The following is a 19,511-nucleotide window of genomic DNA, read 5'->3' as shown; positions in this document are numbered from 1 at the left end:
TTTCAGAATGAGGTTTGATGAGCGATGATTGACAGAGACTTGTTCCACAAATTGTCCACGCGGATCGATACATATGAAAAGGCTATGATCGAAATGCAGGCGGCGTTTACGGCATTGCCTGCTCTTTCCCCAGACAGCGGAGGACAGGGCGAATATGAAAAAGCGCAATACCTATTGTGTCAATTGCGCGAATGGGGATTTCCAGACATCACAGAGATCAACGCCCCCGATGCCAGGGTTCCATCAGGCTGCCGGCCCAATATCCTGGCTGGACTTCCCGGCCGCAATCCTGAAATGACGGTTTGGATCCTGACCCATCTGGATATCGTTCCCCCCGGAGAACTAAGTTTCTGGGACAGCGATCCATACAGAGTTTCTGTTAAGGGCAGACGGGTATACGGGAGGGGCACCGAAGACAATCAGCAGGACATGGTCTCATCCCTGTTTGCCGCAAAAGCTTTTCTCGATGAAGGAATCCTGCCTGAGGCATCCATCGGCCTTGCCTTCGTTTCCGATGAAGAAACGGGCAGTCAATTCGGGCTCGATTTTGTATTGAAAAATGTTCGGAACCCTTTCCGGATGACGGACCTGATCATCGTTCCCGACGCAGGAAATGATGAGGGAACAATGATTGAAATTGCTGAAAAAAGTATCCTGTGGCTGAAGTTTAAAACAACAGGGAAGCAATGTCACGGCAGCAAACCTCACCTCGGCAGGAATGCTTTTCTCGCGGCCTCTCATTTAATTGTGGAACTTAGTAAGCTTTATCAACTATACAGTAAAAGCGATCTTCTCTATGAACCGCCCGTCAGCACTTTCGAGCCGACGCGAAAGGACGCCAATGTCCCCAATATCAATACCATTCCGGGAGAAGACGTTTTTTTCATGGATTGCCGCGTCCTCCCCGATTACTCTCTTTTGGATATCCTGCTGGAAATAAGAAGAATGGCCGATAAAATTCAAGATCAGTTTGACGTTATTATTGAAATAACGGCAGTTCAGGAGAACCAGGCCGCTCTTCCTACCTCGGAAAATGCACCCGTAATCAGGGCATTGCAGAATGCAATCAAGGAAGTTTACTCCGCGGAGGCTTTCCCGGGGGGTATAGGAGGCGGTACTGTTGCCGCACATTTCCGAAAGCAGGGTTATCCGGTTGCTGTGTGGTCCAGGCTAGGCCAAATGGCGCATCAGCCCAACGAATTTTGCAGCATTGACACGATGCTCGGCAATGCAAAAATCTATGCTCATCTTTTCTTACAAAAGCAGAATAGCAATTAATAAATGTTGAAAGCTGAATTTTATGATGATATTAGTTTTTGTTAAATGTATATCAGGTTTATATTAATAATATAAAAGTTCTCAATCATTTCTTATCTCGCAAGATATTCCTGCTTTGAACTGGTTTGCGAACTCATATAAATGACTATTAAGGACAAAATCTTAATTGAAAGTTAAAAAAGAATTAAGCGCCATCGAAAAACTTCACTTTGCTGACAATGAAACGCTGAAAAATCTTCTGGGTGAACAGGACAAAAACATTCATCTCATAGAAAAACTGGAACCCGTGAAACTTACAGCGAGAGGCAATACCGTTTCAGTATCTGGAGATGTCATCGCCGTAGATCTGGTCAAGAACCTGCTTTTGCAGATTTACAATCTGATACAGAAAGGCTATCCCGTTTATCCTTCCGACATCGATTATGCCCATCGCATCCTGGCGGAAGACAACACGTTAACCCTGGAAAAAATCTTTCTGGATACCGTCTTCATTTCGTCAAAAAAAAGAATCATAACTCCTAAAAGCGTGGCCCAGAAGAAATACATCGATGCCATCCGAACTCATGATATGATTTTCGGAATTGGTCCGGCCGGAACTGGCAAAACCTATCTGGCAATGGCCATGGCTGTGTCCTCGCTTCTTGAAAGAAAGGTGGAACGGATTATTCTGGCCCGTCCCGCTGTAGAAGCCGGTGAAAGACTGGGATTTCTTCCGGGCGACCTCGCGGAAAAGGTGAATCCCTATCTCCGCCCCCTCTATGACGCTTTATTTGACATGATGGATTTTGACAAGGCAACGGCTCTCATCAGCAAGGGGATTATCGAGGTTGCTCCCCTCGCGTTCATGCGGGGAAGAACTCTGAATGACGCTTTTGTGATACTTGATGAAGCTCAGAATACCACTTCTGAACAGATGAAAATGTTCCTTACCCGTCTGGGATTTGGTTCCAAGGCTGTCATCACCGGCGATATTACCCAGATTGACCTGCCGACAGACCGGGTTTCAGGGCTTGTTGAAGCGGAACAGATTCTGGGAAAAACCAGGGGGATTAAATTTATCCATTTTACTGACGTTGACGTTGTCAGGCATCATCTTGTTCAGGAAGTTATCAAGGCTTACGATCGTTTTCAGCATAATAGGGCAACACAGACGGAATCAACAGGAAAATAATGAAAATCGGCGATCTGACAAAAAATTATTTTAAAAGCCTAGGCCGGGAACTATCGGACAAGATTCCGGATGTACCCGCACTGGCCAAGGATATGACTTTTCAGCGTCTGGTTATCCTTATTTGTATGGCGTTGCTCCTGTCCATTATGCTTACGCCGCAGATCGAGTTCCGCCGTCCCTATTTCAAAATCGGCTCCATCGCCCCGAAAGATATCAAGGCGGATATGGATTTTCTTGTTGAAGATCGGACCTCCACAGAGCAGAAAAGACGGGAATTGGCTGAAGGCGTTAAATCCGTCTATGATTATGACAGCAGTTTATCAGCGAACTTGATCTCGACGATTCCTTCTGTATTTTCTTCAATAGCTGAGACCATTGAGCGCGTTGACGAAAAATCGGCAAAAGGCTCTAAATCAGCAATCGGGAAACAGGTTTTTGATCAGTCCATTCATGAATTTGAAAAAAATACCGGGGTTAAGCTCTCTGATGAAGAGATACAAATTCTTCTTCAACAGAAGTTTTCGCAAAATATCGCAGACAAAATCGTCCACATTCTCGAAGCGGCATACAGAAATCGTTTTATCGTCAATTCAGACTTATCTGTGCACGATTTATCCGTTGGAATCACTATCAGAGATTTAAAGACACAGACAGAAAACGACCAGAGAGATTTCTCCACGATTTTCTCTCTCGACCAAATCGACGATGTCATTTCAAAAGAAGCGGAAACCATGCTGCAGGGCACCAGGGAAAATATCCGACGTACGATAATTTCCCTCACTAGACGGTTGATTTCGCCGAACTTGACCTTTAACAGGAATGCCACGGAAAAAAAGAAGCAAAAACTTCTGGAAACGGTTAAGCCGGTTTTTTCCCTTGTTCAAAAAAATGAAATGATTGTCCGTGAAGGTCAAAAGATTTCCGACACCGACCATGAAAAGCTGGAGGCATTTTATCGAAAAAAGGGACAGGCGTCGTTGTCAAACCTTTCCGTTTTTCTGGGAATATTCCTGACCATTATTCTGCTGTCACTGGTACTTTACTACTGGAGGATTAGAAACTGGCCCAAGAAGTATGCTCGAAGCAACGTTGATTTGTTATTTTTAAGCACAACGGCTTTTTTCCAGATCCTGTTAGTCAAGACAGGCATTTTCATGTCAGATGCCATCAACCGGGCTTTCCCTTATTTATCGATGGAAACCTGTTTTTTTGCAATTCCTTTTGCTGCGGGCGCCATGCTGGTTGCTGTATTGACAAATCGTAACATGGCCCTCATTCTGAATATTTTTATATCATTTCTCATTTCTTTCCTGTTTGAGTACGACATAAAAATGAGTTTATTCTGTTTTCTTGGCAGTATAGCGGCTTCATACCATGTCGTCCGCTGTCGCCAGCGATCAGCTTTTTTAAAAGCCGGTCTTTACCTCGGATTTTTCAACATTGCCGTAATTGCATGTATCAGTTTGATAATGAATGAAATTTTTTCCTTTGATCTCTTTTCCAAACTTGCCATGGGTATGGCCGGCGGCCTACTTTCTGGCGTCATTGTAGCAGGCATGACCCCTCTTTTTGAAACTATTTTCAAGTATACGACCGATATCAAGCTGTTGGAGTTAGCCAATTTAAATCAGCCCATATTCCAGCGAATGATGATGGAAGCGCCGGGTACGTATAATCACAGTGTGGTTGTGGCCTCACTTGTGGAAGCAGCGGCGGAGGCCATCGGGGCAAATCCCCTGCTGGCAAAAGTCAGTGCGTATTATCACGATATAGGCAAGTTGAAAAAACCGCTTTATTTTATTGAAAATCAGCGAAACGGAAATAACAGGCATGACAAACTTTCACCAAAAATGAGCAGCCTTGTCATCATTTCTCATGTCAAAGACGGATGTGAAATTGCGCAGCAGGCAAAGCTGGGAAGAGAAATTACCGATATTATCAGGGAGCATCATGGCACCGGACTGGTCAGCTTCTTCTACGACAAGGCCAAAAAAGATAAAGACCCTTCGATAAGTTCACTTCCTGAAACTGATTTTCGGTATCCCGGCCCAAAGCCGCAAACAAAGGAAGCCGGCCTTGTCCTGCTTGGAGACGTTCTGGAAGCCTCATCCAGGACCTTATCCAACCCGACACCGGCCAGGATCAGCAGTCTCGTTCATGACCGGATTGAAAAAGTCTTCATGGACGGTCAACTGGACGAATGCGAATTGACGATGCGTGACCTGAGCAAGATCGCGGAGATCTTTAACAGAATATTGAATGGTATCTTTCACCATCGAGTCGATTATCCCGATCAGGGAGTCCGTGAAGCGGGCATTCGAAAGGATGTCAATGGCCATAGCGATTAGAAATCAACAGAAAAAAGTAAAAATTGATCTGCGCCAGATACGACGGAGAGTACAGAAACTGCTTCGACTGGTCGACTGCCGGGAGAAGGAAATCAGTCTTCTCTTTGTTGACGATGAAGAAATTCAGGAAATCAACCAGCGGTACCTCGGAAGGAATTATCCAACAAACGTCATTTCATTTTCACTCTCAGAGGGGGAGTTCAGCAGTGTCAACCCCGATGTTCTGGGTGACATCGTCATCTCTGTGGATACTGCATCCCGAGATGCGGAACGGGGAAATATTCCTGTGTCAGATGAGCTTGATTTCCTCATTATTCATGGTTTGCTGCACATACTTGGGTATAATCACGAAAATAACAACCCTGAGGAAACTGCGTGCATGCAAAAAAAAGAGCAGGAATTATTTTTCCTGCTCCATGGATATCCTCTCGATTTTTAACACATCATCATTTTATTTATTTTTCGTACAGATTTTTATTATTGAATAATCAAAATCTGTCCCGGGCGAAGATTTTCTCTTTTCGCGATATTGTTTATTTCTTTAAGTTTATCAAGACTCATGTTGTTTTTCTGGGCAATCAGGGAAAGATTGTCCCCTTTTTTAACCAGATAAGTCTTTTCTTTTGCTCTCGAACTCACCCGTTTATTTGACTTTCTGCTTAAATCTCTTTTGGGTTCACTAACAGAATCATCATCACTGAATCGGCTTATTTTGATCACACTTCCGGTTGTCAGATATTTTCCTTTGATGCGGTTCATCTTTTTTATTTCTGTTTCGCTTGTGCCAAATCGCTGTGCCAAGGATGAAAGAGAATCTCCTTTTTTTACCTTATAACGAATCAGCGTCTCCTTCGCGAGTGAATTTTTACTCTGGCCTGCACCCACAATTTGAACGGATTCTCTTTTTAATATTCTTGAATTCGCTATCGGGATACGAATTTTATGCCCTGCCTTTAACTTGTTCCTCGAAGAAAGATGATTGCTGGCTCTCAGTGTACGAGGAGATATTCCATACTTTTTCGCGATTGTATTGAGTGATTCCCCCCGCTTTACCCTGTAATTCAAATATCTTGATTTTGGCGCAGGCCGTTCAGATACACGTTCGGATTTGTGGTCTCCACGATTTAATGACGATACCATGGAAACATTGTTTGGTTTTTCAGACTGGGGAATTTGATCGATAATCTGAGCATATTTTTCAACGGCCTCCGGTGGAAGCTTAAGATCGTATTCCTTATCCGGCGTCATCTTATGACGCAACTCTGAATTCATTCCGGTTAAAACATCTTCAGAACCGCCTGTATAAAAGGCAACGTCCTGCAGCTTCATAGGTTTATAAGATTTTACAATCTTATATTCATAAGGCGACGTCTGTTCCATGTCTGTTTTCAGATCGAAACCATATTTCTTGGGGTCCCGAATGATATGCAGAGTTGCCAGAAAACGCGGAACATAGCGAGCCGTTTCATTGGGCAACTGATGATAAAGATCCCAGAACCGGTCGAGATAGTTGATATGCTGTCTGGATATGACTCTCATCACTCTGCCTTCACCACTGTTGTAAGCGGCCAGCACGGTCAGCCAGTCTCCAAACATCCCATGCAATTCCTTCAAGTAACTGATTGCCGCCCTCGTCGATTTTTCCGCATCCATTCGCTCATCGACCCATTCATCGCGATTCAAACCAAATTTATATCCGGTAGACGGAATGAATTGCCAGAGGCCAAGAGCACGAGCTCGCGATAGGGCACCGATTTTAAATCCACTTTCAACAAGAGGCAACCAAGATAGCTCCTCCGGCAAACCGGCTTTTTTTAATTCCTTTACGATGTTGTCCCGGTAAATTCCGGATCTCTGATAGGATGATACAAAAAAATCCTTTTCACAGGTCTGAAAGGATCGAATTTCTCTTTCAACATCTGAATTCATTGCCAACGGAATCTCGCTGCGTTTTCCCAGAGTCGTTGACTGAATCGACGAATAAATGGCAAGTATCCTCTTTGATATCAGTAAGCGCAGATCATCTTTCTGACGTGCGATTTCCAGATCTCCATCGGTTTCCAGAACCAGCGTATAAGCCTGGTCAAGAAAATCCAGTGCTTTTTCAATATCACCTTTCTCCCACAGTTTTTGAGACTGGTTCAGGTAAGTAAGTGCTTCTTCCATGAGGTCCCGGTCACCCTCTTTATCCTCCTCATCGAAATCTTCGTCAGGAGAAGGGCTGGCTAACTTTGCGAATAATGGCAAATTTATCTGTACATCTTTCATGCTCGAATTTTTCTTCATATTCTGCAGTGAAGAGGAATTTTGTTTGCTCGTTGCTTTTCCATCCTTGCCTTCATTATCATTTTGAGTTTGAGCACCAACGCTGTGTGTAAAATATAATGATAACAGAAACATAAAAATGATATGGGTAATTTTATACAGAGTTGCCTTTTTCATGAGGTGAAACTCCTTCCTGAAAAGAACCTCTAATGTTTGGTTTCAATGTGCAGAGGGCTTGATATTTTTTTGAATGATCCTGAATGATCCCGTGTATTGTTCATTTCAATTTTTTTGTCCCTATATCACATTTTTTCCATACTTCTAAGAAAAAATGACGAAATACAGGAGCATCATCCCCGTATGTGTTGATATCACGAAATTATAAGGAATTCCGGTCATCAATTTACTGGAGGAGATAAGCCTCGATCAGATCGTCAATGTCACCGTCTAAAACTCTGCCGACATTTCCGATTTCGATATTGGTTCTGTGATCTTTGACCATCTTGTAAGGCTGGAGAACATAGGACCGAATCTGACTCCCCCAGGCGATGTCCTTTTTCGTCTTGTTGATTTCGGAGAGCTTTTCATTCTGTTCCTGAATTTTGAGTTCGTAAAGCCTTGATCTCAGATATTTCATTGCCATAGCCTTGTTTTTATGCTGAGATCTCTCATTTTGACACTGAACAACAATACCCGTCGGCATATGGGTAATTCTGACTGCGGAATCGGTTTTGTTCACATGTTGTCCGCCCGCACCGGTTGATCTGTATGTATCGATTCTTAAATCCTTTTCATCGATTTCCACGACGATTTCGTCATTGACTTCAGGATAAACGAAAACCGAGGCAAAAGAAGTATGACGTCGTGAGCTGGCATCGAAGGGTGATATTCTGACCAGCCTGTGAATGCCAATCTCCGCTTTTGCGTAACCATAGGCATATTCACCCTCAATCGTAAAGGAAACACTTTTAACCCCGGCTTCATCACCGGGCAGATAATCAATAATTGTCGTTTTAAAACCTCGTTTCTCCGCCCATCGGAGATACATTCTCAACAGCATTTCCACCCAATCCTGAGCCTCCGTCCCCCCCGCGCCCGCATGTATGGAGACAATGGCATTCATGGGATCCTGCTCACTGCCAAGCATCATTTTCAGTTCGCTTTCCCGCACTGATTTCCTTAATGATTCTATATCATTCGAGATAGCTTCCAAGGCCTCTTCGTCATTTTCTTCCTTGGCCATGTCATAAAGAAACTCAATATCAAGAATAGCTCTTTGCTGGGTATGCCATGCATCAACTGTCGCCGTCAGGTTGTTCTTTTCCTTCAGAATTGACGTTGCCTTGTCAGCGTCATTCCAGAAATCCTGTTTAAGGGAAATGCTTTCAAGTTCCTGAATCCGTTTTTCTTTCTCGACGATGTCAAAGGCACTCCCCTATCGTTTCTATTTTTTTTTCCAAGTCAGCCAGAGCTGCGGGTAAATCTTCAATCATTTCGTTATTCTCCTTTTCTCAGACATTAGATAAATGGATATCAGCAAGATAAAACAAACATATACAAAAATATCCCCATATTTTGCATACAAAGTCGGTAAATTTAAATATTTTATGTGTCCCTGAATAGCAGTCCTCTCAAAGATTGACGATTTCATCAAAATCTTTCCCGTCGGATCTATGATGGCACTTATTCCGGTATTTGCAGCTCTTGCAAGAAACAACCTGTTTTCCACTGCCCTGAATACGGTCATTGAAAGATGCTGGTAGGGGGCTGAAGTTCTGCCAAACCAGGCATCATTGGTAATATTGACGAGCAGCCCCGCTCCCTCATTTTTATAGATTCTACCAGCTTCGGAAAGTATGCCCTCGTAGCAGATAAGAACGCCGATTTTCCATTCACCCGCTTTAATCGGGATGAATCCTTCACCGGCCTGAAAATCGCCTACCCCTGCCGCCATCTTGCCTATGAAGGGAAAGAATCGACGCAAAGGAACATATTCTCCATAGGGGACCAGATGAACTTTATTGTATTGAGCAACCATGTTGCCATGGGGAGATAAAAGGAACGCCGTGTTCAGAAAAGAAAGTTTTCCCTCCTCGGCTGCATAGCTGGGGCTGCCGAAGAGAATCCAGTTTTCCGTTTGCACGGCCAGCGATACGATCCTTCGGTGCAGGTCATCCACATTCTGAAAATAGAAAGGAACGGCAGTCTCCGGCCAGATGATCATGCCGGGTGAAGTCTTCTCCGGTGGAGCGAGCGAGAGTTTCTGGTAAATGTCGATCGTTTCCTTCTGATAGTGATCATTCCATTTCAGGCTTTGGTCTATGTTACCCTGTACCAGGGTTACCGGTATTGAAGGTGCCTTTGCAACGGCCATATCGATCTGCATTCCCCTTAAAACTCCATAACTATAAATGGAAGAAATCAAGGCTATTCCAAGGGCAATCTCCAAAGCAATTTTTTTCTTTGTAATGCGGTCAAAAAAAAGATCATATCCGATAACATTTACCAGAACGATGACAAAAGATATTCCGTATCCCCCTGCTAAATCGGCAATCTGAATGACATGATGATTAAGATACTGAGAATACGCAAGATTCTCCCAAGGAAATCCAGTAAAGAGATTTGATTTTACGAATTCGAGAATAATCCAGAGTGGTGGAGCAGAAATAATAAACGGAATGGATTTATTTTTCAGATGAATAAGACCTGCCGCAAAAAGGGCAAAATAGATGCTCAAATAAGCTGCCAGCAGCAGCATCAAAAAGATTGCAGCGTAATAAGGAAGATTTCCGTAAACAACGATAACATAAACAATCCAGTAAATAAGACCGACATGAAACAACATGCCGACAAAAAATCCAATGACCGCTCCCTGATAAACAGTCTTTTCACGCAGTGTGTACAAAAAAGGAATCAGGGCAATCCAAGCAAACAGACCAGTGCCATATTTGGGAAAGGATAAAAAAAGAAGCAGACTGGATAAAGCTGCTACGGCTATTGTTTTGCGGTGAAGAGCAAGATAAGAAAGTTGCACGATTAAACTCTATCTTTTTTTGATGTCAAGCTCATCACGAATTCCGCTGACAATTTCTTTTACAAAGTCCTCAATTATTACCCAACTTAGGATCCATTACAGTTAGAGAAAAGAACTGCCATACCCTGTTGTTATGTCAGCGTATTGATTTTAAGATGAGCATAATTGATTTCGAGCATGGAACATGGTTTTCTCAGAACAAAAATCACACCATGCCATTTTCCCGATATGAAAGAGAGTGTAACCCCTTTTCATTTCTGCTTCTATAATCGATTAAACTGATTTCTTGAATATTACGATTTTTTATCGAGAAAGAATTATCGGCAAAATGTTTCATTCTTCGTTTTGAAATTCATCCAGTTCCGTTTTTACAATTTTTTCTACAGGGCGCGCATGTTTTCAGATCTTAGAACACTGCTTTGCCCTTTTTGAATGACTTCCTCGATTAACCGGACGACCTTTTCCTTTTCCTTTGGCATTCTTGCTTTTACAGGCAGATAATTTGAGGCGTGATTCGACGTGAAGAAACAGTCAGTAAAATTAGATTGCTCAAGGATCATTCCAATCTCTTTGAGGCATCCATACTGGTCCGGAATAACAAATTTTCCCTGAATAAAATCATCATAGATCGGGGTTCCCGGTACCATCATAAGTGTTAAGGCACTGGCGTAATCCGGGTCGATATCACTTAAAATACGGGCGGTATCACGAGCATGCTCCATACTCTTTTCGACACCGCCGATTCCCAGCAATACCGTTACGGAAAGAAGGATTCCTGCTTCTTTCACTTTCCGCCCTGCTTCCACAAGCTGTGAATATGTGACGCCTTTCCTGATCTTTTCAAGCAATTCGGAATTTCCGGTTTCAACACCAAGATAAACAATCTTTAAACCCAGGTTTTTTAGTTGAACTAATTCATCCGGAGTTTTTCTAAGAATGCTCTTTGCGTTTCCATAAAGACCGATCCGTTCAACTCCTCGGAGATTGCGATTGATGGATTCAAAAATGGGCACCAGTTTTTTCTGGGGGATGATCAGGGCATCCCCGTCACAGAGAAATACCTTTCCAACGGAACGATATCTTGCAGCCTCTCTGATATCCTCCTCGATTTCCTGAAAACTCTTTATCTTAAATCTCTTGTCTTTATAAAGAGGGCAAAAAGTACACTTATTATGTGAGCAACCCGTTGTAACCTGAATCAACAAGCTGTATGCCTCACTTGGTGGACGGTAAATTGATCCCTCGTATTTCATGGCGGCACCTGTTTTAATGTTTGTTACCTGTTTTCCTTTCAAAAAGGTTTACAGGAAAAGATTGCCGAAAAAACAATATAATGAATAGCAGGAACGGTTAAAATATTCAAACAGTAAAGGAGAGAATCCGACTTAAAGCGGCAACTTCATTATAAATTAAGAAGGGGCTGCTTCAGTTGCCCCCTTCTCCCTATGACTTGGCGGGGCCGAAGGGACTTGAACCCTCGCCCTCCGGCGTGACAGGCCGGCGTTATAACCAACTTAACTACGACCCCGCTATAAATCAAATTTGACTACGCTGCTCTATTCTAAATTACCGGGCAGCTTCCCCACCATGTTTCATGGTAGGCGGAACAGGACTCGAACCTGTGACATCCACGGTGTAAGCGTGGCGCTCTCCCAGCTGAGCTACCCGCCCTCATGTTTACCAGCGCAGGTGAGGTCTTTTAGCAGTATTGATCTGCAATGTCAAGGAATAAATAATGTCTGAAAGTTTTCTCAATTTTTCCCTATTTTCGCGAATTTGTTCTTTATTATCAACTTGCCAGTTGAGGCTGGGTTACAGAAGACACATCAGTTATGTCGTAGGAAGAGGGTGTGTCTGACAACTTTTCCACAACATCCTTATCATCCTTGATTAAAGCCACTCTAAGTACTTCATCCACGTGATCAACGCGAATGATTTCAAGAGCCTTCAGAATATTTGCTGGAACTTCGTCTAAATCTTTTTCATTATCCTTTGGAATAATGACAGTTTTAAGGTTTGCCCGGTGAGCAGCCAGCAATTTTTCCTTCAACCCCCCGATAGGCAGGACGCGGCCCCGAAGGGTGATTTCTCCTGTCATTGCCAAATCACCGCGTACTTTTTTCTTGACAAATGCCGAGGTAATCGAAGTAACCATGGCGATACCGGCAGAGGGGCCATCTTTCGGTATCGCTCCTTCCGGAACGTGGACATGGATGTCCACTTCCTTATAGAAATTCTCGGGTAATCCGAAAACATCGGCTCGGGCGCGCACATAAGTTAATGCGGCTTGAGCCGATTCCTGCATGACTTCCCCCAATTTTCCCGTCATGATCAGCTTGCCAGTACCCTTGACAATGGAAGCCTCGACAACAAGAAGTTCTCCACCGACTTCCGTCCACGCCAAGCCAACCGTCATCCCGATCTCGTTCTTCCCTTCTGCCTCACCATGACGATGTTTGGGAACCCCGAGATATTTGGGAACCATTTTGGACGTGATCCGGATCTTGTTTTTTCCTCCGCTCGTCACAATTTCACGGGCTACCTTTCTGCATATCGATGCAATTTCCCGCTCCAGATTCCTAACTCCGGCTTCTCTTGTATATTGCCGGATGATTGTCTGAATCGCGCCGTCGGTGAATTCGATGTTATCTGCAGTCAGGCCGTTAGCCTCCATTTCCTTGTGGACTAAAAACCTCTTTGCGATATTCATCTTCTCAGGCTCTGTATAACCAGCGATCCTGATAACCTCCATTCGATCCTGCAAAGGAGCGGGAATCGTTTGAAGCACATTTGCCGTCGTTATGAACATCACATCCGAAAGATCGTAGTCGACTTCAAGGTAGTTGTCGTTGAAGGCGTAATTCTGTTCCGGATCGAGCACTTCCAGCAATGCGGAGGAAGGGTCGCCGCGAAAATCTGAGCTCAGTTTATCGACTTCATCCAGACAGAACACGGGATTATTTGAACCGGCTTTTTTCAAAAGCTGGACAATCTTTCCTGGAAGGGCGCCGATATAGGTCCTGCGATGACCTCGAATCTCCGCTTCATCCCTTACGCCGCCCAGAGACAATCGAACGAATTTTCGGTTTGTCGCACGCGCAACGGATTTTGCGATCGATGTTTTGCCAACCCCCGGAGGCCCCACAAGACAAAGAATCGACCCTTTGTTTTTCTTGACCAGCATCTGAACGGCCAGATACTCGAGAATTCTTTCCTTGACTTTCTCCAGTCCGTAATGATCTTCTTCTAGGATAGCTTCCGACTGTTTCAACGTATAGACATTTTCCGTCTTTTCCGACCAGGGCATATCGAGAATCCAGTCGATATAGTTCCTGACTACAGTCGCTTCGGCAGACATAGGCGCCATCATCTGCAGCTTTTTGATCTCCTGCTTAACCTTTTTTGTGGCCTCTTCGGACATCTTCTTTTGTTTCAGGCGCTTCTCAAGATCGGCGATTTCATTCTTGAACTCATCCTTTTCTCCCATCTCCTTCTGAATCGCACGCATCTGTTCATTCAGATAGTAGTCTTTCTGTGTTTTTTCCATCTGCTTCTTGACGCGTCTTTTGATCTTTTCCTCGACCTCGAGAATTTCAATCTCTGAAAGAATCAGTGTATAGATCGCTTCCAGCCGCTCATTAACATCAACTATTTCAAGTATTTTCTGCTTGTCTTCAAGTTTCAGATTGATATGAGAGGAAATCACATCAGCAAGTTTTGAAGGGTCATCAATGGCAGCGATGGTGCCGACCATCTCCACATGGACTTTTTTGCTTAATTTCACATAATTTTCGAAAGCAGCGTTTAGGCTTCTAATCAGCGCCTCCGTTTTCACGACATTCCTGTTTTCCGCATCTTCGATTTCCTCAACACGAACAAAAAAATACTCTTCATTAGGAACGTATTCTTTGATAGCGGCACGTTTTTTTCCTTCAACCAGAACTTTTACAGTTCCATCAGGAAGACGCAACAACTGAATGATGATTCCTATCGTACCAATCCGGAATATATCTTCTTCCGCCGGATCATCCTTTTTGGCATTTTTCTGGGCTACCATAAAAATGCCCTTCTCATCCTTCATCGCTGATTCAAGCGCTGCAATCGATTTCTCCCTTCCTACAAAAAGAGGAACGATACTGTGTGGAAATACGACAACATCCCTCAAGGGCAACAGAGGAAGAGAATTTATATTGCTGTTTTTTTCTTTGTTTTTTATAAAATCAAACATATTTGTTTTCCTGCGATTTAGTTTTCAGCCTTTAACGCTGAAATTTTAAGCTGTCTCTGACTGCTTTTCAAAAAGCAGAATAGGCTGTGCTCTATTCAAGACAACATCTTCGTTTATCACACACTCCCGAACGTCCTGGCGAGATGGAATGTCATACATGATATCCAGCATGGCGTTTTCCAGTATTGCGCGCAAACCTCTTGCCCCTGATTTTCTATCCACAGCAAGTTTAGCCACCGCTCTGAGCGCGCTGTCCGTAAATCTCAACTTTACATTTTCAAGCTCGAACGCCTTTGTATACTGTTTGACAATTGAATCTTTCGGATCCACCAGGATCTTTACCAGATCGTCCTCATCAAGTTCACTCAAAGGGGCTATGACAGGCAGCCTTCCCACAAACTCAGGAATAAGTCCACATTTGAGTAAATCCTCAGGCTGAACTTCTGAAAGCAATTCCCCTATTTTTCGATCTTGTTTACCTTTGATATCGGCACCGAATCCCATTGCGTTCACACCAGTTCTTTTCATTATGATGTCGGGAAGGTCATTAAAAGCACCGCCACAAATGAAAAGAATTCCCGTTGTATCCACCTGGATAAATTCCTGTTGTGGGTGTTTTCTTCCACCCTTAGGCGGAATGTTTGCCAGCGTTCCCTCTATAATTTTCAAAAGAGCCTGCTGTACACCTTCTCCTGAAACATCCCTGGTAATGGAAGGATTTCCCGACTTCTTGGCGATCTTGTCAATTTCGTCAATATATACAATGCCTTTCGATGCCTTATCAACATCATAATCCGCATTCTGCAAAAGACTCAGGATAATGTTTTCCACATCTTCACCGACGTATCCCGCCTCCGTCAGTGTCGTCGCATCTGCTATGGTAAAGGGAACATTCAGCAGCTTTGCCAGGGTCTTAGCAAGTAACGTCTTGCCTGATCCAGTGGGACCGATAAGCAAAACATTGCTCTTCTGCATTTCCACCCCATCACTATCGGCATGCGCGGAAAGCCGCTTGTAGTGATTGTATACCGCGACAGAAAGAACCTTTTTGGGCCTCTCCTGTCCGACGACATACTGATCGAGAAACTCCTTGATTATTCTGGGTTCCGGAATACTTTTTTGAAGGTCCAGTCCACACGGCCCTCCACCTTCCTCTTCTACAATACATCGGCAGAGCTCAATGCATTCATCGCAAATATATGCAGTGGGACCAGCTACAAGTTTTTTTACTTCATTTTGTGTTTTTCCGCAGAATGAACAAAAAAGCATTTCTTGTCCCCTGGAATAATCGGTTGTTTTTCTACCCATTCATTCTTCCTCTTTTTGTAATTTATTATGACCGCTTAACAATGATTTCATCGATAATTCCGTATTCTTTGGCCTGCTGGCTGGTCATATAATAATCACGTTCGGTGTCCGTCTTGATTCTATCCAGAGGCTGGTTGGTTAAATCTGCAAGAATAAGACTTAATTCATCTTTCAGTCTTAGTATTTCCCGCGCCTGAATGTCGATATCAGTAGCCTGGCCTTGAAATCCGCCAAGGGGCTGATGGATCAATATCCTTGAGTGAGGCAAAGCAGATCTTTTTCCCTGCTCTCCAGCGGCAAGCAGTAAAGCGCCCATACTGGCCGCTTGTCCCACGCAGACGGTGGCGACTGGTGGTTTGATATAGCGCATCGTATCATAGATCGCCATGCCGGAACTGATGTGGCCTCCGGGTGTGTTGAGATAAAAGAAAATTTCTTTATCCGGATCTTCGGATTCAAGAAAAAGCAACTGAGCGATGATCAGATTCGCCACCTCATCATCGATTGGCGTACCAAGAAAGATAATCCGATCCTTGAGTAATCGCGAATAAATATCATATGCCCGTTCACCGCGCCCATCCTGCTGAACCACCATCGGAATGAGATTCATCAGTTTGCCTCCTCAGGTGAGGTCTTTTCTTTTTCGATCATTGAAACGGATGCTTTTGATTCAATAAAGTCAAAGACCTTTTTATTCAGAATGTCGTTTCTTACATTCTCTTTCATATCTTCATTAAAGGAATCCTTTATCTTTTCGTAATCTTGCGAGTATTGTCGCGCAATTTCTCTCAAACGTTCCTCAAATTCCTCGTCAGTCACATCAATCGATTCCTTCTGCGCAATACTCTTTAGAAGAAGGGACGATTTCACGATCCGTGTAGCTTCATCTTTATATTTGTCATGCCATGAAGCGCTGACCTGATCGATCATCGCTGGATCCATTCCCGTGGTGATAAGCCTTTTCCGTGCTTCCATCATCATAAAAAAGATCTGTCGTTCGACGTATGACGACGGCGCATCGAAGTCATTCATCTCCAGTAATTTATCCATAATCTTTTTGGACATGTCCGCTTCGGTTTTTCTCTTGTGGTCTTCAAACAGGGACTTGCGGACATCTTCCTTCAAGTCATCCAGTGATTCGTACTTATCGAAATTTTTAACAAAATTTTCATCCAGCTCAGGGAGTTTCTTTTCCTTAAGGTTTTTAATCGTGACCTTGAAGGTTGCGTCCTTTCCAGCCACATTGCTGTTGATCTGGTAATTTTCAGGAAATATGATTTTAATTTCCTTTATCGTTCCGACTTTCTCTCCGAGAAGCTGGTCTTCGAATCCGGGAACCATGGTATTTGACCCGATTTCCAGAAAATAATCGTTGCGCTTCATTTCTTCGGGATTCTGACCATCAATAAAACCTTCAAAATCGATGGTGACAAAATCTCCCTTTCTGATTTCTCGATCCTCCGTTACTTCTTCCAGAGTACCGAACATTTTACGGATATCTTCGAGACGACCGTCAACCTCATCTTCTGTTACGGTCTGTTCTTCTTTACTGAGCGTCATGTCGAGATAGCCCTGCGGATCAATCTGCGGTTCAACTTCAACAGTTGCTGAAAAGGAAAAGTCTTTTTCCTCTTCAATTCCCTGCTGTTCAATCTCCGGTTGACTTATTGCTCTTATGTCATGTTCTTTCAGGGCATCCCAATATAGCCTGCTTACCAGGCTCGAAACCGTTTCTTCCTCGGCATGCTTTTTATAATGTAATTCCAGAATTTTCCGGGGAATTTTTCCCTTCCGAAAACCCTTGATCTTGGCGGTCCTGCTGAAATTACGGTATATGGTGTCTCTTTCCCTTTTTACATCCTCCCATGGTACATCGAACAAAAGCTTCTTCTTTACGGGGCTGATTTCTTCGACCTTTACCGCCACAGTATTTTCATCCACAATGTTAACTCCTTAGCAATGATATTTGGAAATTAAAGCTCATGATTCACAAAGTATGGTGCGAGAGAGGGGACTTGAACCCCTATCCGCCACAGCGGGCTGGATCCTAAGTCCAGTGCGTCTGCCAATTTCGCCACTCTCGCAGGTAGCTTCTTGAAACGTATATATTAACTAGAAGATGAATTGTCAACGGCTATTGCATCTGTCAGGACGGGGGTGAGTTTAATTAAAAAAACCGCCTGGCAGGCGGCTTAATCGATTTGACTGTCATTCCGGTTCCACATTACATCACACTCTTCACTGGTTCCTGCGCCGGTTCTCTTGCACCTAGATTGTGCCCGCCGGCATTACCATTTCCTTGTCGCTTTGATGTAATCTAAAATCCGAAACTGGAATTATTGGTCGGGGCGAGAGGATTTGAACCTCCGACCCTCTGAACCCCATTCAGATACGCTACCAGACTGCGCTACGCCCCGACGCTTATTTTTACTCCGAAAAACAGGTGACGTGAATACCATTATAAAATTTTGATGTCAAGGATAATCACAGGAAAAAAACCTTGTATTCTGAATCATGATCAAGTATGAATCAGCAATATGAACGAAATAAGTTTGCACTTGCCGCCAGTTGGCTCAAGGAATATTGTCGCCGATACTCCCTTGCCGCTGAAAGTGATAGCGCTTCTCGGTTTCGTGATTCTCGCTTGTCCTTCCCCCGGACATTCCGACATATACAAATATATCGACAAAAGCGGGGTCATTCATCTAACCAACGTTCCCTCTCAGCCGCATGTCAAATATTCTCTGGTCATGAAGGAGAGACGAGTTCTTTTTAAGATGACCTCGAAAGACATGACGAGGTATGACTCTCTTATTCGCAAGGCTTCGGAAAAATATAATGTCGACTCGGCTCTGATCAAAGCGGTCATTAAAGCAGAATCGAATTTCAACCATCGGGCTGTTTCTCCCGTAGGGGCAAAAGGTTTAATGCAATTGATGCCGTCCACGGCGGCGGAATTGAATGTTCAGGATGTGTTTCATCCGGAAAATAACATTGACGGTGGTGTTCGCTATCTTCGTTACCTGTTGAGACTGTTTCAGGACAACCTTGCTTTGGCTCTCGCGGCCTATAATGCAGGAGAGGGCGCTGTTGCCCGTTACAACAACAGCATTCCTCCCTATCGCGAAACGCAGAATTATGTGCAGCGCGTTTTACACTATTTGAATCAATACCGGAACAGCGGAGGGTAACTTTAAACAAGGATGGATCGACAATAAAATTCAATCCCTGTCATCTTCATTTTTTTAAAAAGGTTCCACGCAAAGAAATGGTCTCAATTTATCCAGTTTTTTCTGTTTAATTCCATTGATTTTCATCATCTCTTCAAGCTTGTGGAATTTCCCCTTTTGATTTCTTGCTTCGATAATCTTTTGTGCCGTTTTTTCTCCAATGCCCGGTACAAGTTCGAGTTCTGCCATTGAGGCGCTGTTTACGTCTATAGGCATGTTCAAGGCAATTCTCGTAGAGGCGCTCATCCTTCCCAGCCTGATCTCGAATTTCTTCTTTTCATCTCGTAACACCATGATTTTGACCCCGTCTTTCAAAGGATTGAAGAAATCAGGAGGAGCAGAATCAGCAGAGGTTGATTTTATGGAGTTCAGTCTAAGCCGCAGCAGAGACAGAAGATCTTCCAGTCTTGTTCCTTCCGGGAGAAAGTAGATTCCTCTTCTTGTGTTTCCATCGATTTCAATGGTAACAAAATCTTTACGCTGATCGCCGAGGAGGATGACAGGTGCTGAATAGACATACTCCCTGTAAAAGAAAAGGACGGCTGGAATAAAAAGTGCGCTCAAGGCTACAAGCACAGCGCCGCCCAACTGGCTTCGGGTCAGATTGTTGTTTCTGCAGCCTGGCTTCATTTCATTGCTTTTGAATTTT

14 protein-coding genes and 4 tRNA genes are annotated in these 19,511 nt (G+C 43.7%); 5 read left to right on the top strand and 13 right to left on the bottom strand.

The features are described 5' to 3' along the window. Positions 1 to 24: 24 nt before the first annotated feature. The 4 genes from SYN_RS07370 (at position 25) to ybeY (ending at position 5,236) form a co-directional block, all read left to right on the top strand. Positions 25 to 1,278 carry a M20 family metallo-hydrolase gene (locus SYN_RS07370; RefSeq protein WP_011417446.1) on the top strand — a complete coding sequence of 418 codons (1,254 nt, stop codon included), beginning with the start codon at positions 25 to 27 and terminating at the stop codon, positions 1,276 to 1,278. Between the two features lie 166 nt (positions 1,279 to 1,444). After that, positions 1,445 to 2,449 (top strand): PhoH family protein, encoded by a 1,005-nt coding sequence (locus SYN_RS07365; protein WP_011417445.1) that lies wholly within the window; start codon positions 1,445 to 1,447, stop codon positions 2,447 to 2,449. Then, the gene (locus SYN_RS07360; protein ID WP_011417444.1) at positions 2,449 to 4,797 is read left to right on the top strand and encodes an HD family phosphohydrolase; all 2,349 of its coding nucleotides are present in this window, start codon (positions 2,449 to 2,451) and stop codon (positions 4,795 to 4,797) included. The genes SYN_RS07365 and SYN_RS07360 overlap by 1 nt, the downstream gene beginning before the upstream one ends. After that, a complete protein-coding gene (gene ybeY / locus SYN_RS07355) occupies positions 4,781 to 5,236 on the top strand; it encodes an rRNA maturation RNase YbeY (RefSeq protein ID WP_041584857.1) in 456 nt (151 codons plus the stop codon). The genes SYN_RS07360 and ybeY overlap by 17 nt, the downstream gene beginning before the upstream one ends. Positions 5,237 to 5,274: 38 nt before the next feature. Here ybeY and SYN_RS07350 read toward each other — a convergent pair whose 3' ends face one another. The 12 genes from SYN_RS07350 to SYN_RS07295 all read right to left on the bottom strand — a co-directional run bounded on the left by SYN_RS07350 (position 5,275) and on the right by SYN_RS07295 (position 18,049). Continuing rightward, positions 5,275 to 7,239, bottom strand: coding sequence for a LysM peptidoglycan-binding domain-containing protein (locus SYN_RS07350; RefSeq protein ID WP_011417442.1), 1,965 nt, complete (start codon positions 7,237 to 7,239; stop codon positions 5,275 to 5,277). A gap of 226 nt (positions 7,240 to 7,465) precedes the next feature. Continuing rightward, positions 7,466 to 8,555 (bottom strand): peptide chain release factor 2 gene (prfB, locus tag SYN_RS07345; RefSeq protein ID WP_237671322.1). Its coding sequence is split into 2 segments (ribosomal slippage): positions 7,466 to 8,485 and positions 8,487 to 8,555, totalling 1,089 coding nucleotides; the frame shifts between segments, so codons are not numbered across the junction. Then, the gene (gene lnt, locus SYN_RS07340; RefSeq protein ID WP_011417440.1) at positions 8,552 to 10,096 is read right to left on the bottom strand and encodes an apolipoprotein N-acyltransferase; all 1,545 of its coding nucleotides are present in this window, start codon (positions 10,094 to 10,096) and stop codon (positions 8,552 to 8,554) included. Before lnt ends, prfB begins: the two co-directional genes overlap by 4 nt. Before the next feature lie 380 nt (positions 10,097 to 10,476). Next, entirely contained in the window at positions 10,477 to 11,349 is an 873-nt protein-coding gene (locus tag SYN_RS07335; RefSeq protein WP_041584854.1) for a radical SAM protein, read from the bottom strand. A gap of 198 nt (positions 11,350 to 11,547) precedes the next feature. Next, a tRNA-Asp gene (locus tag SYN_RS07330) sits at positions 11,548 to 11,624 on the bottom strand. Between the two features lie 67 nt (positions 11,625 to 11,691). Continuing rightward, positions 11,692 to 11,767 (bottom strand) — tRNA-Val (locus SYN_RS07325). A gap of 118 nt (positions 11,768 to 11,885) precedes the next feature. Next, entirely contained in the window at positions 11,886 to 14,324 is a 2,439-nt protein-coding gene (lon, locus tag SYN_RS07320; RefSeq protein WP_011417438.1) for an endopeptidase La, read from the bottom strand. Positions 14,325 to 14,369: 45 nt separating this feature from the next. After that, the gene (clpX, locus tag SYN_RS07315) at positions 14,370 to 15,632 is read right to left on the bottom strand and encodes an ATP-dependent Clp protease ATP-binding subunit ClpX (protein WP_011417437.1); all 1,263 of its coding nucleotides are present in this window, start codon (positions 15,630 to 15,632) and stop codon (positions 14,370 to 14,372) included. 25 nt (positions 15,633 to 15,657) lie between these two features. Beyond that, the gene (gene clpP / locus SYN_RS07310; protein ID WP_011417436.1) at positions 15,658 to 16,242 is read right to left on the bottom strand and encodes an ATP-dependent Clp endopeptidase proteolytic subunit ClpP; all 585 of its coding nucleotides are present in this window, start codon (positions 16,240 to 16,242) and stop codon (positions 15,658 to 15,660) included. Beyond that, the gene (gene tig / locus SYN_RS07305) at positions 16,242 to 17,573 is read right to left on the bottom strand and encodes a trigger factor (protein WP_011417435.1); all 1,332 of its coding nucleotides are present in this window, start codon (positions 17,571 to 17,573) and stop codon (positions 16,242 to 16,244) included. Before tig ends, clpP begins: the two co-directional genes overlap by 1 nt. A 56-nt stretch (positions 17,574 to 17,629) precedes the next feature. Further along, a tRNA-Leu gene (locus SYN_RS07300) sits at positions 17,630 to 17,716 on the bottom strand. A gap of 256 nt (positions 17,717 to 17,972) precedes the next feature. After that, positions 17,973 to 18,049, bottom strand: a tRNA-Pro gene (locus tag SYN_RS07295). Positions 18,050 to 18,169: 120 nt separating this feature from the next. Between SYN_RS07295 and SYN_RS07290 the strand changes: the two genes are divergently transcribed. Next, the gene (locus tag SYN_RS07290; RefSeq protein ID WP_011417434.1) at positions 18,170 to 18,823 is read left to right on the top strand and encodes a lytic transglycosylase domain-containing protein; all 654 of its coding nucleotides are present in this window, start codon (positions 18,170 to 18,172) and stop codon (positions 18,821 to 18,823) included. A 54-nt stretch (positions 18,824 to 18,877) separates the two neighbouring features. Here the strand turns inward: SYN_RS07290 and SYN_RS07285 are convergent, their stop codons facing one another. After that, positions 18,878 to 19,492, bottom strand: a complete 615-nt coding sequence (locus SYN_RS07285; RefSeq protein WP_011417433.1) for a ComEA family DNA-binding protein — start codon at positions 19,490 to 19,492, stop codon at positions 18,878 to 18,880. Between the last annotated feature and the right edge of the window lie 19 nt (positions 19,493 to 19,511).

This window comes from Syntrophus aciditrophicus SB (genome assembly GCF_000013405.1).
Lineage (GTDB): Bacteria > Desulfobacterota > Syntrophia > Syntrophales > Syntrophaceae > Syntrophus > Syntrophus aciditrophicus.
Note: the sequence above shows the minus strand (reverse complement) of the source record. Positions and strands in the feature narration are given on the sequence as shown.

Bases quoted from the DNA above. Each gene is read 5' to 3' on its own strand.
- lon (WP_011417438.1), bottom strand. From the start codon at position 14,324: ATGTTTGATTTTATAAAAAACAAAGAAAAAAACAGCAATATAAATTCT.
- SYN_RS07370 (WP_011417446.1), top strand. From the start codon at position 25: ATGATTGACAGAGACTTGTTCCACAAATTGTCCACGCGGATCGATACA.
- SYN_RS07360 (WP_011417444.1), top strand. From the start codon at position 2,449: ATGAAAATCGGCGATCTGACAAAAAATTATTTTAAAAGCCTAGGCCGG.
- SYN_RS07290 (WP_011417434.1), top strand. From the start codon at position 18,170: ATGAACGAAATAAGTTTGCACTTGCCGCCAGTTGGCTCAAGGAATATT.
- clpX (WP_011417437.1), bottom strand. From the start codon at position 15,632: ATGGGTAGAAAAACAACCGATTATTCCAGGGGACAAGAAATGCTTTTT.
- clpP (WP_011417436.1), bottom strand. From the start codon at position 16,242: ATGAATCTCATTCCGATGGTGGTTCAGCAGGATGGGCGCGGTGAACGG.
- SYN_RS07335 (WP_041584854.1), bottom strand. From the start codon at position 11,349: ATGAAATACGAGGGATCAATTTACCGTCCACCAAGTGAGGCATACAGC.
- SYN_RS07285 (WP_011417433.1), bottom strand. From the start codon at position 19,492: ATGAAGCCAGGCTGCAGAAACAACAATCTGACCCGAAGCCAGTTGGGC.
- SYN_RS07350 (WP_011417442.1), bottom strand. From the start codon at position 7,239: ATGAAAAAGGCAACTCTGTATAAAATTACCCATATCATTTTTATGTTT.
- ybeY (WP_041584857.1), top strand. From the start codon at position 4,781: ATGGCCATAGCGATTAGAAATCAACAGAAAAAAGTAAAAATTGATCTG.